Here is a 14420-nt window from a genome sequence, read left to right as displayed (position 1 = left end):
ATCAGCTGCCTCCGAGCCGGAACAGGGAACCGGCGGTGCGGGCGAGCACGCACGCGTCCTGCCAGAGCGACCAGGTCTCGATGTAGCGGTTGTCGAACCGCGCCCGCTCCTCGATCGACGTGTCGCCGCGCAGGCCGTTCACCTGGGCGAGTCCGGTGATGCCGACGGGCATCCGGTGGCGGGCCTGGTAGCCGGGGTGGGCCCGGCTGAACTGGGCGACGAAGAAGGGGCGTTCGGGGCGGGGGCCGACCAGGCTCATGTCGCCGCGCAGGACGTTCCACAGTTGCGGCAGCTCATCGAGCGACGTGCGGCGCAGGATCCGGCCGACCCGGCTCATCCGCCCGTCGGCCGCGACGTTCCACCGGGTGGCCGACTCCTGTGCGTCGGCCGGTCGCAGCGTGCGGAACTTCAGCAGGACGAACGGCCGTCCGTGCCGGCCGACGCGTTCCTGCCGGAAGATGACGCCCGGTCCGTCGGAGAGCCGTACCGCCAGTGCGCAGACCCCCATGAGGGGCGCCACCGCCAGCAGGACCAGCGCGGCCAGCGCGGCGTCCATGACCCGCTTGACCCGGTGTGTCAGCGGCCGGTGCGCTCCGCTGTGCAGGGCATACGCGGTGAAGCCCCACAGGTGGTCCGGCCTGGCCCCGGCCAGTCGCGGGGCGGCGGCCCCGGAACCGGGGCTGCTGATCAGCCACACCCGGCAGCCGTGCCCGACGAACAGACCGAAGAGGGCCGCTCCTTCGGGGGTCGACTCGGGCGGGGCGGTGAAGACCACGTGGCGCACGCCGTACTGGACGACGGCCCGGCCCGCATCCTCCACCGTGACCAGGGAGGGCAGGGGCGGGAATCCGACCGGGGAGCCCGTGAAGCCCCCGTCCGGGGCAGTGGTGGGGACGACCCGGCCGACCGGCCGCAGCCCGTACTCGGGGTGCTCGTACAGCGCCGCCGTGACCTGCTGGGCGGTCGCTCCGTGCCCCACGACGACGGTGGGCAGCGGGTTCCTCGCGCCGGACCGCAGGCGTGCGCGGTGGACCGCGGCCCGTGCGACGCAGCAGAGCACCGTCTGCGCCGCCGCCGCGCAGGCCAGCGCCGACCAGCCGATCGCGTGACGCGGGTCCCACGCGGCGAGCAGCTCGGCGGTCACGTACCACTGGAGCAGGGCGAGGCCCAGGAGCGCGGGCAGCTCGGACAGGGCCGAGGGGGACAGGCACTGCCGGTACAGCCCCCGGTAGCCGTGCAGCATCAGTTGTGCCGTGGCCTGGGCGGCGATCGTCGCCGACGGCCACGGCACCGGGGAGAACATCGCCAGGGTGATGCCCAGCGCGAGTGAGTCGGCGAGCAGCAGCCGCGCCGCGGGTGCGTACCGGCCGCCCCTGCGGGCGCGACGCAGGGACGGCGCGCGGGCCCCGCCTCTTCGCGGCGGATGAACCGTGTGTGCCTGAAGGGCTGTTGCCTGGGCAGTGCCGGGGACCGGTGCACTCTCCGTCGTCATCGCTCGGTGCGCTTCCTCATCGTGGGGCCGGACAAGCCGACGAGTTCCTGGTAAAGCCCGGCTACCGCCCCCGCGGTCTCCCGGACGTCGAAGACAGCTCGCGTGTGGCGCTGGACGCTGCGGGACAGCGCGTCCCTCAGCGCCGGATCGGTGAGGAGGCCGGTGAGCGCCGAGGCGAGGGCCGCCGGATCCTCGGGCGGCACGATGCAGTGCGCCTCGTGACCGGGCGGCAGGCTCTCCCGGGCGCCGTTGACGTCGGACATCACGACGGGCCGGCCGCAGGCCATGGCCTCCAGAGGGGCCAGTGCCATGCCTTCCCAGCGGGAGGGCAGGACGAGGACGTCCGCCGCGTGGATCCATGGCCGCACGTCCTCGTTCGCTCCGGCGAACAGCACACCGTCGGGTGCCGCGGCCCGCAGGCTGTCCAGATCGGGACCGTCGCCCACCAGGACCAGTCGGGCACCCGCGACCCGCATCCGCCGCCAGGCCCGCAGCAGCACGTCCTGGCCCTTCTGCCGACTCAGTCGGCCGACGCAGACGACCAGCGGGGCGTCGGCCGCGACGCCGTCCAGCAGAGGCAGGGCCGCGCGGGCCGTCCGGCGGTCCGTCCGGTCTCCGGGGCGGAAGTGGGCGAGGTCGATCCCGTTGTGGATCACCGACCAGCGGGCGGTGATGCCCGCCTCCTGCCCGGTGCGCAGTTCGGATTCGCTGACGCACAGGATGTGGTCGGCCCAACGCGCCCCGAAGCGTTCCCACTTCAGGGCCAGCTCGGCGGTGCGGCCGTCCACGGCCTCGAACGACCAGGCGTGCGGCTGGAACACGGTGGGCACCCGGCCGCGTGCGGCGATACGGCCCGCGAGACCCGCCTTGGCGCTGTGCGCGTGCAGCACATGCGGGCGGCACTCACGGATCAAGCGGCTCGCGGCCGCGACCTCCCCGGCCAGCCGGGGACCGGGCGCCCGCACGGCGGGCCAGCTGTGGACCACTGCTCCGGCCGCCGCGGCTCCGGCCGCCAGCGGGCCGACGGGCGGACAGGCCACCACCGGGCGCAGACCCGCGCGAGCCTGCTCCTTCACGAGGTCGGTGACCACCCGGGCCACGCCGCCATCCACTGGCTGTACCAAATGAAGGACCGTCAATTGTCTTTCTTCAGCGCAACGCTTTTGCAGCACGGCCGGCTCTCTTCTTACGTGCCCCCGAAGCGCAGGCTCGGGATAGCCCTGGTATCAGGAGATTCTGAAACGACGGTGATCCGACCGCCGAAGAAAGAAGGCGGTCGGGCAGCCGGGTAGGAGAGACCTCATCCACGAGGCCGTCGCACGACTTCTTGGATGTGACGTCTCGCGACGTCAACTGCGGGATCAATCCAGTGAGTAAAGACGAAGTGCACTTTGGCAGACAGAAGGCCGAAAGACGCGCGTGACTCGCTCATGCGTCCATGTGGGGAACACTCGAATGGCAGGCTGTTCCAGTGGAGTTCCGGAAATGCCGTACGCCTATTTGGTCCAGGTGGAACCGGGCTCCTGCTGGGCGGTGCGGCGGGGTCAAGGCGGCAATGGCCTGGGAAGCGGAAGTTCACGCGGTCCTGACCTCACCCTCTTCATGAGGGTGATATGCGGCCGATTGCCTTAATACCTGTAAGGCCCACCATTCGTTCAACTGCTTAGTTCTATTTTCCGCAAAGCGGCGGGGATTCCGGGGCGCCCGTGACAGCGGTTCGCGTCCGGAACCGCGACAGCCGCGCTGGCGGTCTGTTTCGGCTTCCCGATGTTCCTGATGGCCAACACCGGCAACCCGGTGTTCATCGTGCTGGTCTATATGATCGCGATCGGCGTGATCCACGCCGCGCTGACCGGTACCCAGGCCGCTTGGTTCGCCGAGCTGTTCAAGACGAGCCCCCGTACATCGGGAGCGTCCCTCGGCTACCAGATCGCGGCGTCCGTCGCCGGATTCGCCCCGTTCCTCGCCGTGCTGCTCGCGGAGTCCTTCGGCTGGGCGGGCCCGGCCGGGTTCTATGTGGTCATCGGAGTCGTCGGCCTGATCGGCGTGGCGACCACTGGTGAGACCTGGGGCCCGAAGCAGCGGTCGGCGGACACGGAAGCCGAGAAGAGCGTGAGCCGGTCCTGATGCCCGACTCCCGCGCCACCGTCCCCGTCGGCCGTCCTGAGCTGTTCCGCGCGCCGCCGTGAGTCCAACTCGCCCTGACCGGCGGGCGGACGACACGCGTCCGCCTGTCCATGCCCGTGTGCGGGCGGCGCGATTGCCCTGATCCACAAGACACGCCCGGCGTGCCATCCGGCCGTCACCCCGCAGCCCGCCGACCAGATCGGCCATCGTCCTCGGCGAGGCCAAGCCGGAGGCCGCCCGCCGGGCTTCGACGCCGAGGCATACAAAGCGCGTAACACGGCTGAACGCTGCACCATGGACTCCGCGGACTCCGCGGACTCCGCGGACTCGCGCAAAGCGGGACTCACCTACGCCGGTCGCGTCCTCGCACAGTCGTAGGCAGAACACCCCGCCTACCGCCAGGAGCGGCGTCCTGAGAAGTTTCCAAGGAGACAGGCTCATGCGGCCGGATCCTCGCCGGCGGGGTGGTGGTCGCTACTGTGCCCGCTGGTCTGTTGGCGGGGATCCGGAGAGGGCGGCCGGTGAGCGGCGACCGTCAGCCAGCGGCCCCGGGCACCGCCCGTCGGACAGGCATCATCGTCTCGACGGTCTCCTGTGCGAGGTGGTCGAGGATCAGCCGGTTGACGAGCGCGGACTTCTCCAGCGGGACCAGGTGCGAGGCGCCCGGGACCACGGCCAGCTCGGCGTTCGGGATCGCGCGGTACAGGGCGGCCGTGTGCTCCAGTGTCATCATGTCGTCGTCCCCGACCATGACGAGGGTGGACGCCGCGATCCGGGCCAGGTCGTCGGTCGTGAGGGTCGGCAGCGTGCGCCACATGTCGATCACCTTCGCGGCCACCACGGGCCAGTGACCAACGCCGTCAGGGGTGACGGGCTCGTACATCTCCCGGAAGAACGCGAGGTCGGGTCCGTCCGGCGTCATCGCGTCGAGCATCTCCGGTTCGACGAAGCACTCGGATCCCGGACGGAAGTTGGTGCCGATCGCCACCACCTTGCGGACGAGGTCGGGCCGGTCCATGGCGACGAGCAGCGCGACGATTCCCCCGTCGCTCCAGCCCACCAGATGCGCCGGTCCCGCGACGACGGTCTCCAGGAAGGCCACGGTGTCGTCGGCCATGTCCCGGTACGTCAGCGGCCCGGCGACATCGGCCGTGTGCCCGTGCGCGCGCCGCTCGGGTAGGTAGACGCGGTAGGTGGCCGCGAGGTCGGCGCGCTGTGCACCCCAGGTCTCGTTGGTGCAGAAGCCGCCGTGCAGCAGGACCAGCGGATCGCCGGCCCCTTCGATTTCGTACCAGGTCCTGACACCAGGCAGGTCCGCGTACTCACCCATCCCTCAATGCCTTTCCGGGTCGCTGTCGTCCGGCTCAGTCTGCGCCGCAGCGTCCGTCCCCGCCAGCGCACACAGTCCCCCTGCGGAGCGTAGGCGGCGACGGGGCGCGGATCGCCGAGCTCCAGCGGCAGCTGCTCCAGGTTCTGGGGGGAAAAGACCCCGGGCGCATGGGAGGCGCAGGAGTTCGGCCCGTTGCTGCGCGCTGAACGCGTGTGAGCTGATCGAGCGGCGCCGTGTGCCGTCCTTCGGGCGCCGTCGCCCCAGGCACGCCGCGCAGTACGTACGTCCGTGCTGCGGCTCTCGACCGCAGTTCCGGCAACGGTCCACTGAGGGGCTCGGCTTCCGCGTCGTGGTCTGTGAACGCCGACCATGAGCCGTGGACACGCAACGGTGCTCCGGATCACCTCTGTTCGGGCCGCTGCCGCCACCGCTGGACAGTACTTCTGCCGATGCCGGTCCGTGTTGCGGCTGCCTGGCCCGACAGGTGGCGGGTCGCGTCGATCGCTGCGGTCATCGACGTATATCCGGCGCCCCGCGCCTCGCTTTCCTGGGTGTCCCGGAGAGCGTGCCGAGCCGCAGGAAGGGTGCGGCGGGGCACCGGCGGCGCGTGCCGCGCGTACAGCGGACAGACCGTCCGTACCGGCACGGGCGTCGGCGGAACACCGGTTCAGCTCCTGCCCGGGCGGCGCCGCGGCTCGCATCCGGGTCCCCAGGTTCACCGACAATCTCGCAGATCGATCGTCCCATCACCGGTACGAGCCCGTCAGCCCAACCGCCGATTGGTCGGCCACCCAGCCTCAGTTCGGCACGACAGCACGCCGATCCGGGTGTTGCGCCGGAACCGGTCCACCGCGGCTGACCAGATCGCCTACGCCCGCGCCATCGGCGCCTACGGGCGGGGCGGTCAGACCTTCCCGTTCCGCTCGGCAAGGTGTGCGTGGATCGGGGTGACCAGGCGCACGTCCTGGACAGTGGAGTCGGTCGTGGCGACGTGTGTGATCAGGTTCGGGCTTTCCGGCTCGCAGGTCTCGGTGAGGTGGACCTTGTAGTCGTCCCGGAAGACGTCGCTTCACGTTTCCTCGTGCGTCGGTGTCGTAGGGCGTGACCAGCTGTTCCGCGCCCGGCGGGCGGTCCCTGAGGTCCCGGCGACGGACCTGCCCGTCATCGACGAAGTACTGCTGGATCCACATCTGCCGCAGCGTCTGGACCCGATCGAGGAGCCGCAGGGACGCAGGAGCGTCGGGGGCGTGCAGGGCCGCGAGAAGCCTCAGCCCGTCGGCGCCGATCTGCTCGATCTGCTCGGTCTGCTCGGTCTTCTCCTTGGGTAGCCGGGTGTCCTCGAACCGGATTGCGTACTGGTCGAACCACTCAGACGGAGCCCAGTCGGCCAGCTACTCCGGCTCGTGGCCGGCCACGCTGTTCAGCGCGGCACGCAGGGTCTCACCGAGTCGCACCAGCCCGTTGATCTGCCGCGCGGCGGACAGCATGATCGTTGAGTCCGTGTGGGCACGGACACCGGCCTTGAGGCCGCCGCGTTCGGCGGCGGCCTCAAGGACCCGGTCCAGGAGCGGGATCCCGGCGTCTCCGGCGATCAGCCGGTCCCTGAACTCGTTGAGCACCGAGTGATCGAAGCCCGGATCGACCGGCTCCAGCCCCAGTAAGTACTTCCGGTCAAGTCGCCCGCGGACCGCGTCCGCGGCCTGCCGGTCCGACAGGCCCTCGGCGAACTGCATGACCGATACGGGCGCCGGCCCGCCCGGCGGCCACGCCGGCCTCCCTCTGCTCGGATACAGCCCGGCGAAGTCCGCGTCCGAGAACAAGTTCGCCCAACTCGTCACGGATCCGATAGCCAGATTGCCCTTCGGGAACGCGGCCCGCGCCACCCGGGCCGTTTCCTCAGGAGCCCCATCGCTCTTCCTCGCGTGCAACGACACCGACACCCTCCCCGAACACAACGTCGGCCTCACGACCACAATGGGGTCAAGAAGGCCGACGTCACGTTCAGCCACAGGATTCGCCGACATTGTCGGGAGACCGGCGGGGTCGCGGAGCATGGCGGGGCGTGCTGTCACATGGTGCGTTGGATGAGGTACGGGAGAAGCGCGAGGATTTCCTCGTGAGCGGCCGGGGCGAGCGGAACGCGGGCCAGGCTTGCGCGGGCGGACGCCAGGTGCTCGTGCGCCTCGACCACGGTGGCGGTGCGGCCGCCGGCTTCCTCGATGAGCCCGGCCGCCCGGCGGGCAGTGGCGTCGTCGAGCGGTCCGCCGACGCGGAGGAGGGCGTCCAGCCGACGGGCGGCGGGGTGGTCCGCCGCCAGCGCCGCCAGGACGGGGTACGTCTTCTTCCGGCGCCGCAGATCGCTGTGCACCGGCTTGCCCGTGGTCTGCGGGTCCCCCCAGATACCGAGCAGGTCGTCCACCGCCTGGAACGCCACCCCGAGGTGGCGGCCCGCCCGGTCCAGGGCGTCGGCCGTGCCCGCGGGGGCCCCGGCCAGCACTGCGCCCAGTCCGGCGGCACAGCCGAGCAGGGCGCCCGTCTTGTGTTCGGCCATCGACCGGTACTCGTGCGGGCGGACCGCTCCGGGCCCCGTCCAGGGCCTGGACTCGAAGAGCAGGTCCTCCGCCTGACCGCGCACCAGGTCGCTCAGCGCCGAGGCCAGCCGCCGCACCGCCGGGGCGCCGCTCCCGCCGGGCGCGTCCGCCAGCGTCTGTACGGCCAGGGCGAAGAGCGCGTCTCCTGCCAGGACCGCGGGGCCGGTGCCGTACGCCTTCCACACGGTGGGGCGCTGTCGGCGTGTCTCGTCGCCGTCCATGATGTCATCGTGCAGCAGGGAGAACGTATGGATCAGCTCGACGGCGACCGCGCCCACGACGGCGTCCCCGCCGGGAGCTCCGGCCGCCTCGGCGCCGAGCACCGCGAGTGCCTGGCGGATTCCCTTGCCCTGCGAACCGGGCAGCGGGCTGCCGTCCACCTCGCTCCAGCCCAGGGAGAAGGCGGCCATCCCGGCGTGCCAGGGGTGCAGGCGCTGTACGGCCTGGGCGAGGGCGGGCCGTACGAGATCGCGGCAGCGGGCCAGAGTCCGGGGCGCGGTGTCCTGTTGGGTCGTGGGCACGGTCATCGGCGGCCGCTCCCGTCGTCGCCCGCGCCGCCGTTCGGTGCCACGCCGAGTTCGGCGTACGCCTTGTCCACCATGTCCCGGGCGTTCAGCAGGCCGATCCGGTTCAGTGTGTGGCGCAACTCGTCCAGATCCGCGGCGGTCTCGTGCCGGTCGCGGCCGAGCCGGGCGCGCGCCTTGACGAGCCCGAGCCGGGCCAGGGCCTCGCCGCGGGGCTCGCTCATGGCGCTGAACTCTCCGAGCGCCTGCTCGTACACCGCGCGGGCCTCCTCGTACCGGCGGGCGCGGAAGAGGACGTTGGCGCGCATCTTGTGGTTGTAGGCGAGAGCGCTGGACAACTTCATCTCACGACAGGTGACTTCGGCCTCGGCGAGCAGGGTCAGCGCACGCTCCGGGTCGTCCCGCAGGGAGACGATGTCGGCGATGCCGCGCAGTGCCCAGGCCCGGCCGCGCCAGTCGTCCGCGTCCTTCGCGAGCTGGGCCGCCTCCTCGAACATCGTCAGGGCCGTGTCGAGCGAACCCGTGTTGCGGTGGATCTGCGCGATGCCCTCCAGCGCCCATACGGTATGGCGCGCCTCGCCGCGGGCACGCGCCTCGGCGAGCAGCTGCTCGTGCAGGGTCGCGACGGTCCGGTAGTCGCCCTGTATTCGCCCGGTCTCGGCGAGGCCGGCGAGGGAGTAGCCGCGGGCGACGACGTCCCCGCCGCGCTTGCCCATGTCGGCGGCGAGCCCGAGCAGCCGGAACGCGAGCCGCAGGGCCCCCCGTTGGCGGGCCAGCGTCCCGCCGCTCCAGAGCGCCCAGGCCATGGCCCCGAGGTCCTCGGCCGAGCGGGCGGACCGGTAACTGGCCTTCCAGGCCAGATCGGCCTCCGCCACATGCCCCAGCCTGCGGTGCGCCTCCGCCACGGCGAGCCCGGCCCGCGCCACCTCAGCCTGCGAGCCGGAAGCCTCGGCCGCCGCCAAGTGACGTATGCCCTCGGCCAGTACATCGGTCAGGGAGGCGTTCACCGACATCTTGGTGAGAGCACCTTGGTACTCGGGCGCCAGTGCTTTGCTCTGCATGGGTGCCTTTCGCGCGTCAAGTCCGGTCACCGCACGGCTATGCATGTGATGTATACATGAAGTGCATAGCTGTACGGCGCTCATAGCCCGGAACTGATGGGGGGTGGCCGCCGCCCGTCACGTGCGGCGAACCTTCCTGTCGGTGATCAAGACGGAAGTCGCGCGCCGAGGGTTGCTTGTCCGCGTCAACTGTCTGGCCGGGGAACGGATTCAGGACATCGGGGAAACACACTGCCACGGGACGCCGCCGCACGGCATCGCGTCACGTCGTACGGGAGGTCCTCGCCCGAGGCCTGAGGCCCGAGGCCCTACGCATGACCCCATGCCGAACCGGGTACCGATGAGCGAGGCGCTCCGCGACGTACTGGGCGCTCCCGCCGGATCCATCCCGCTGGAGAGCGGCCCGCGATCGCGCGTGTGGCGGGTGGAACTCCGCGACGGCGGTCGGGTGATCGTCAAGCAGATCGCCGACGGCGGCGACACCGCGGCCGACGCGGACGCCCGCTACGCGCGCGAGGTCGCGGCGCTGCGGCTCGCCGCGCGGGCTCCCCGGCCGGGCGTCGCTCCCGCGCTGCTCGCCACGGACCCGCCGAACCGGGTGATGGTCCTGGAGTACGTGGACGACCTCGGCCCCGACGACGACTGGCTGCCGGGGTACGCGGAGTCGCTCGCCCGGCTGCACGCCCTCACCGGTCCGGCGGACACCGGCGTCCTGCCCGCGTGGTCCGGTCCCACGGCCGGGACGCCGAATCCTTCCTGGCGTTCGCGAGGGCCCTCGACGTCCCCGTACCGGGCGGAGCGCCGGACGAACTCGGCTCCCTGCTCGACCGGTTGGACCCCACGCCCCATGACGCGCTGCTGCACGGCGACCCCTGCCCCGGCAATGACCTGCGCACCGCCACCGGCGTCCGCTTCATCGACTTCGAACAGGCCGCGCTCGGGAACGGACTCGTCGAACTGGCCTTTCTGCGGATCGGGTTCCCGACCTGCTGGTGTGCCATGTCGGTAGGGCCCGCGCCGCTCGCGGAGGCGGAGGACATCTACCGTTCCACCTGGCGGACGCTGGCCGGCACGGACGTACCCGGCGACCTCGCCGACGCCTGCGCGGGCTCGCTGATCCGCGGCGACGCGCTGGTCGAGCGAGCTCACCGCGAGTCGGTCGACCACCTCGCGCGGGTAACCGTGGCGGACTTCGCGTGTGGAGACGTCCTCGCCCGGGAACGGCTGGTGCACCGGCTCGGAGCGGTCGCCGGGCCCACCCGCGACCACGAACACCTGCGTGACCTCGGACGCCTGTGCTCGGCCCTCGCCACCCGCATGCCGCACCGCTGGCCGGGTCCGCGCCCGCTGCCCGCCCACGACACCCGGCCCCGGTAGCCCGGAACCGTCGCCCCGGCCTGCATCAGCCGCCGTGCGCGCGCACCCCCGGCGGCTGATGCAGGCCGAACGGCGAGCCCTGATCGTCGTGGCAGAGCCGGAACCGGCCGAAGCGGGCGACCGAGGCGTCGTCGGAGCCGCCGAGATCGACGTCGTCCACGGTGCCGCCCAGCTCGCGGACGCGGTCGGCCGCGGCCGACAGGTCCTCGACCCCGAAGAACAGATAGGGACCCGCTCCCGCGTCGCCCCCGTGCAGCCCGCCCGGTCCGCCGGGGGTCCGGATCGCGAATCCGCCGCCGTCCGACAGCCCCGGATCGAAGGTCCAGCCGAACAGCGCCCCGTAGAACGTCCTGGCCCGTTCGGGGTCGTCGACACCCAGCTCGAAGAAAGAGACCTCACCGGCCATCACTGGCACCCGCCGTCCGTCGAGGGACTTCCGCCCTCCCACCGTACGGCCGCCCGCACCCGGCCGCTCCCGGTGGCGCAGGCCCCGCCGGGTTCGGAAATTCCGAACCCCTCATCCGGGTGGCCGCCCCATTCCGGGCCCACCCGCGGCTTCGTACCGTCGGGGAGTCGTCGGCGAGTGGCGCCGACCGAGGGAAGCGGGCAGAACCGCGATGGACCTCCTGACATCGGCGAGCAGCCGACCGGTTCTCGAACTCGACCGGGTATGCCGGACCTACGGGCGGGGGCGGGGTGCCGTGCACGCGCTGCGCGATCTGGACGCCCGGCTGCTCCGGGGCACGTTCACCGCCGTGATGGGCCCCTCGGGATCCGGGAAGTCGACGTTCCTGCAATGCGCGGCCGGACTCGACCGGCCGACCTCCGGCGCGGTGCGGCTGGCCGGACAGGAGATCAGCCGGATGCGGGAGCGGAAGCTGACCCGGCTGCGGCGGGCCCGCATCGGGTTCGTCTTCCAGTCCTTCAACCTCCTCCCCGCGCTGACGGTGCAGGAGAACGTCCTGCTGCCGCTCCGGCTCGACGGCAGGCGGCGCGACGCCGCCCGAGCCCGGCGATGCTCGCCCGGGTGGGCCTGGACGGACGCGAGAACGCCCGCCCGGGGCAGCTGTCCGGCGAACAGCAGCAGCGGGTGGCGATCGCCCGTGCGCTGATCACCGAACCGAGGTGGTGTTCGCGGACGAGCCCACCGGCGCGCTCGACGGCGCGACCGCCGCCGGGATCGTGGAGCTGCTGCGGGAATCGGTGAGCGCCTTCGGCGCCACGGTGGTGGTCGTCACGCACGACCCGCTGGTCGGGGTGGCGGCGGACCGGCTGCTGCGGTTGTCCGGCGGGCGGCTGGCCGAGGACACCGCACCTCCGCACGGTCCGGCCGGACCCGGCGCGCCGGAACGCCGCCCGGCCGGAAGCGGTGCCCATGGGTTCGACCCGCGCGGACACGGCGCCCACGAGCCGCGCCCGGCCGGATGCGGCGCCCACGGGCCTCGCCCGGCACAGGACGGACCGGTGTCATGACGACCGGACTCGCCCGCGCCTCCGTACGCTCCCGGCCCTCCGCCTTCGCCGGTACCTTCGCCGCTCTCGTCCTCTCCGCGACGGTGGTCACCGCCTGTGTGGCGATCGCCGTCTCCGCCGCGGGGGCGCCCGCGGCCCCCGGGCGCGCGGCAGTCTCCGAGATGGGCCTCGCCTTCACCCTGGTCACCGTCTGTCTTTCCGTCTTCGTGATCGGACAGGTGATGTCGCCGGCCGTCGCCCAACGGGGCCGCGAGAGTGCGCTGCTCCGGGCGATCGGGGCCGGACCGCCCCTCGTCCGGCCCGGCACTCGCCCCCTCGTCCGGCCCGTCCCGCTCACTTCCCGCCGGTGCGCCGCAGCCGGTGCCGTACAGCGCGCTGCGCCATCGGACCGAGACCTTCCAGAACGTCGACCAGCGCGGCGAGCTGCTCCAGGGCGTCGAGCGCCCGCCCGGCGCCGTCCGGGTCGACCCCGTCGTACAGTTCCAGGCCGACGAAGGACGCGGCCACGGCGCGGGCCAGCCCGGCGGGGTCCGCGAAGTCCCCGAGCGGGGTGGTGGCGAGCACCCGGACCAGGACCTTCTCGATCTCGTCGGTCCACAGCTCAAGACCGGCGGCGGTGGCGGGGGCGAGACGCGGCTGCGTCTGGGCGCCCGCCAGCAACTGGGCGAGGACGGCGACATGGCCTCCGGCCCGTTCCTCGGCATGCAGCTCACGCCCGCACCGGAGCAGCTCGGTCAGCGTCGTGACGGACGCGAACCGGTCGCGGTAGCGGGCCACGCGCTGCTCGGCACCGTGGCGGCAGGCCGCCGCGAGGAGTTCGTCGACGGACCCGAAGTGGTAGAAGACCAGCGCCTGATTGACTCCTGCCGCCGCCGCGACGGACCGGGCGGACGTCTTGGCGATGCCGTGCTCGGAGAGTGTGCGCAGGGCGCCCTCCATCAGCTTCACCCTGGTGTCCTGACCGGCGGCTCTCCCCCCGGTCATGCCCGCGCCTCCTCGCGTACGGGACGCAGTCCGGCGCGCACGCCATGACGCCGGGCATCGACGTACCGCGCGCGGAACGTGCCCTCGTACCCGAACAGGGGGCCGAAGCGCCGGTTGGTGACCGCGACCCGGATCCGGAAGCGGCCCGTCGCGTCGTCGTAGGACTCGCGCACTTCGGCGTCGCCCCGGAGGAATCCGGGGACGCGGACGTCGAACGGACCCTCACGGAAGCGGTGTTCGCCCGAGCGGATCAGCAGCGATCCGTCGGGCTCGGCGGTGAGCCGCAGATCGGTGGCGAGGTGCTGATGGGTGCCGAGGTAGTCGAGTACACAGGACCGCTCGGGGCTGTGCACCATCGTGGCGTCGAACCGGCGCGGCCCGCCGGGCAGCGCGAAGGTGCGCACGAACGTGACGCTCTCGCGGCCGTAGGAGTCGGTGTACGGCACGTTCTCGATGGTGAAGGGAATGTCGCGGCCGGTACGGGGGACGAGCACATTGCGGGTGCCGCCGAGCGCGAGGAACGGCTTCACGAAGGCCCGCCCGTGCCAGATCCGGTCCATGACCCCGCGTCCCAGGCAGGCTTCCCCGCTGTCCAGACCGACCGAGAAACGCCGTCGCAACTGAGGGTGCAGCCGGTCGAACCCGTCGCCCATGGCGAGGCGGAAGACCGAGGTCATGGACGCTCCAGCAGACGCAGGACGGCGGGTGCGGGGGCGGTGGCGCGGCCCGGCGGCCGGCGCAGACAGCGGCGGGCGGCGGGAGTGACGGGCAGCGGCGGCAGCAGCGTCGCGGCCGCCGCGGCGGCGAGCACGGCGCCCGGCCCGAAAGGCAGCGCCGACAGCACGGCCAGCAGCCGGACGGCGACCTCGGCCACGGCGTACCCGAGGGAGCGGGCGGGGCTGATGCCGCGTTCGCACCAGAGCCGCAGCCGGTCGAAGGACCAGGCGGTGGCCCAGCCCATCAGCGGCCGGAACGCCAGCCGGTCCACGAGCGAGCCGAAACGGCCCCACCTGGTCCGGTAGCCGTAGCCGGTCAGGAAGCGGATGCCGTCGGACGTCGGCACGTAACGCCAGTAGCCGCTGCCCTCGGCGAGGAGCGAGAGGGGCTGGGGCGAGGCGAACCGGAGGGCGGACACCCGCTCGCCGTCCGGCCGGTGCCGCTCGCCCGCGCTGGTACCGGTGCCCGCGACCGTGAGGAAGGGTGCCACCCGGGTGGCATAGCGGAATCGCCGGGCGGCATCGGGGGCGCCCGGCACATACGTGATCTCCGTGAAACGGAGATCCCACCGCTGATGATGCGCGGGGTTCTGGGTCAGCTCCCAGAGTTCCTCCGGATCCACCCGGATCCGTGCCTCGACGTACAGCCCCACGCCTGCCCCCGCTTCGTCCACGGTTGAGCGATCGCTCAATCCTCCGTCGGTCCGGGACACTAGCAGGCATTTGAGCAGTCGCTCAAATGCCG

11 protein-coding genes and 3 pseudogenes are annotated in these 14420 nt (G+C 72.3%); 4 read left to right on the top strand and 10 right to left on the bottom strand.

Annotated features, from left to right (window positions below; translation table 11 throughout):
- Nucleotide 1: 1 nt before the first annotated feature.
- Nucleotides 2–1492, bottom strand: a complete 1491-nt coding sequence (locus OG413_RS30565) for an exopolysaccharide biosynthesis polyprenyl glycosylphosphotransferase (protein ID WP_266811259.1) — start codon at nucleotides 1490–1492, stop codon at nucleotides 2–4.
- On the bottom strand, nucleotides 1489–2604 hold the full coding sequence (locus tag OG413_RS30560) for a glycosyltransferase family 4 protein (RefSeq protein ID WP_266811257.1): 1116 nt from the start codon (nucleotides 2602–2604) through the stop codon (nucleotides 1489–1491). The genes OG413_RS30565 and OG413_RS30560 overlap by 4 nt, the downstream gene beginning before the upstream one ends.
- A 664-nt stretch (nucleotides 2605–3268) precedes the next feature.
- On the opposite strand from OG413_RS30560, the gene OG413_RS30555 reads away from it, so the two are divergent.
- Both OG413_RS30555 and OG413_RS30550 read left to right on the top strand, forming a co-directional pair.
- Complete coding sequence (locus OG413_RS30555) at nucleotides 3269–3619, top strand: hypothetical protein (RefSeq protein WP_266811256.1); 351 nt, start codon at nucleotides 3269–3271, stop codon at nucleotides 3617–3619.
- A 171-nt stretch (nucleotides 3620–3790) separates the two neighbouring features.
- A pseudogene (locus OG413_RS30550) lies at nucleotides 3791–3910 on the top strand (IS5/IS1182 family transposase); the annotation flags it as partial.
- Nucleotides 3911–4154: 244 nt separating this feature from the next.
- On the opposite strand, the gene OG413_RS30545 reads toward OG413_RS30550, so the two are convergent.
- The 4 genes from OG413_RS30545 to OG413_RS30530 all read right to left on the bottom strand — a co-directional run bounded on the left by OG413_RS30545 (nucleotide 4155) and on the right by OG413_RS30530 (nucleotide 9125).
- Nucleotides 4155–4949, bottom strand: coding sequence for an alpha/beta fold hydrolase (locus OG413_RS30545; RefSeq protein ID WP_266811255.1), 795 nt, complete (start codon nucleotides 4947–4949; stop codon nucleotides 4155–4157).
- Nucleotides 4950–6340: 1391 nt separating this feature from the next.
- Complete coding sequence (locus tag OG413_RS30540; protein WP_266813171.1) at nucleotides 6341–6973, bottom strand: transposase; 633 nt, start codon at nucleotides 6971–6973, stop codon at nucleotides 6341–6343.
- A 44-nt stretch (nucleotides 6974–7017) separates the two neighbouring features.
- Entirely contained in the window at nucleotides 7018–8067 is a 1050-nt protein-coding gene (locus OG413_RS30535) for a polyprenyl synthetase family protein (RefSeq protein ID WP_266811254.1), read from the bottom strand.
- Complete coding sequence (locus tag OG413_RS30530) at nucleotides 8064–9125, bottom strand: tetratricopeptide repeat protein (RefSeq protein ID WP_266811253.1); 1062 nt, start codon at nucleotides 9123–9125, stop codon at nucleotides 8064–8066. Before OG413_RS30530 ends, OG413_RS30535 begins: the two co-directional genes overlap by 4 nt.
- A gap of 322 nt (nucleotides 9126–9447) precedes the next feature.
- Between OG413_RS30530 and OG413_RS30525 the strand changes: the two are divergent.
- A pseudogene (locus OG413_RS30525) lies at nucleotides 9448–10502 on the top strand (aminoglycoside phosphotransferase family protein).
- Nucleotides 10503–10527: 25 nt separating this feature from the next.
- Here OG413_RS30525 and OG413_RS30520 read toward each other — a convergent pair.
- Entirely contained in the window at nucleotides 10528–10908 is a 381-nt protein-coding gene (locus tag OG413_RS30520; protein ID WP_266811252.1) for a VOC family protein, read from the bottom strand.
- Nucleotides 10909–11119: 211 nt separating this feature from the next.
- Between OG413_RS30520 and OG413_RS30515 the strand changes: the two are divergent.
- Nucleotides 11120–11975 (top strand): annotated as a pseudogene (locus OG413_RS30515) (ABC transporter ATP-binding protein).
- Between the two features lie 333 nt (nucleotides 11976–12308).
- Here the strand turns inward: OG413_RS30515 and OG413_RS30510 are convergent.
- Genes OG413_RS30510 through OG413_RS30500 form a run of 3 tightly spaced genes read right to left on the bottom strand, consistent with a single transcriptional unit; the run spans nucleotide 12309 to nucleotide 14328 of the window.
- Nucleotides 12309–12959, bottom strand: coding sequence for a TetR/AcrR family transcriptional regulator (locus OG413_RS30510; protein ID WP_266811251.1), 651 nt, complete (start codon nucleotides 12957–12959; stop codon nucleotides 12309–12311).
- A complete protein-coding gene (locus OG413_RS30505) occupies nucleotides 12956–13636 on the bottom strand; it encodes a DUF4166 domain-containing protein (RefSeq protein ID WP_266811250.1) in 681 nt (226 codons plus the stop codon). The genes OG413_RS30510 and OG413_RS30505 overlap by 4 nt, the downstream gene beginning before the upstream one ends.
- Complete coding sequence (locus OG413_RS30500) at nucleotides 13633–14328, bottom strand: hypothetical protein (RefSeq protein WP_266813169.1); 696 nt, start codon at nucleotides 14326–14328, stop codon at nucleotides 13633–13635. The genes OG413_RS30505 and OG413_RS30500 overlap by 4 nt, the downstream gene beginning before the upstream one ends.
- Nucleotides 14329–14420: the final 92 nt, after the last annotated feature.

The organism is Streptomyces sp. NBC_01433 (genome assembly GCF_026340105.1).
Classification (GTDB): domain Bacteria; phylum Actinomycetota; class Actinomycetes; order Streptomycetales; family Streptomycetaceae; genus Streptomyces.
The sequence above is the reverse complement of the archived record's forward strand: the minus strand, read 5'-3'. Positions and strand labels throughout refer to the sequence as shown.

Coding starts and splice junctions, on each gene's coding strand:
- OG413_RS30540 (WP_266813171.1), bottom strand. CDS start 6,973: ATGTCGGCGAATCCTGTGGCTGAACGTGACGTCGGCCTTCTTGACCCC.
- OG413_RS30530 (WP_266811253.1), bottom strand. CDS start 9,125: ATGCAGAGCAAAGCACTGGCGCCCGAGTACCAAGGTGCTCTCACCAAG.
- OG413_RS30520 (WP_266811252.1), bottom strand. CDS start 10,908: ATGGCCGGTGAGGTCTCTTTCTTCGAGCTGGGTGTCGACGACCCCGAA.
- OG413_RS30545 (WP_266811255.1), bottom strand. CDS start 4,949: ATGGGTGAGTACGCGGACCTGCCTGGTGTCAGGACCTGGTACGAAATC.
- OG413_RS30555 (WP_266811256.1), top strand. CDS start 3,269: ATGGCCAACACCGGCAACCCGGTGTTCATCGTGCTGGTCTATATGATC.
- OG413_RS30510 (WP_266811251.1), bottom strand. CDS start 12,959: ATGACCGGGGGGAGAGCCGCCGGTCAGGACACCAGGGTGAAGCTGATG.
- OG413_RS30505 (WP_266811250.1), bottom strand. CDS start 13,636: ATGACCTCGGTCTTCCGCCTCGCCATGGGCGACGGGTTCGACCGGCTG.
- OG413_RS30535 (WP_266811254.1), bottom strand. CDS start 8,067: ATGACCGTGCCCACGACCCAACAGGACACCGCGCCCCGGACTCTGGCC.
- OG413_RS30565 (WP_266811259.1), bottom strand. CDS start 1,492: ATGACGACGGAGAGTGCACCGGTCCCCGGCACTGCCCAGGCAACAGCC.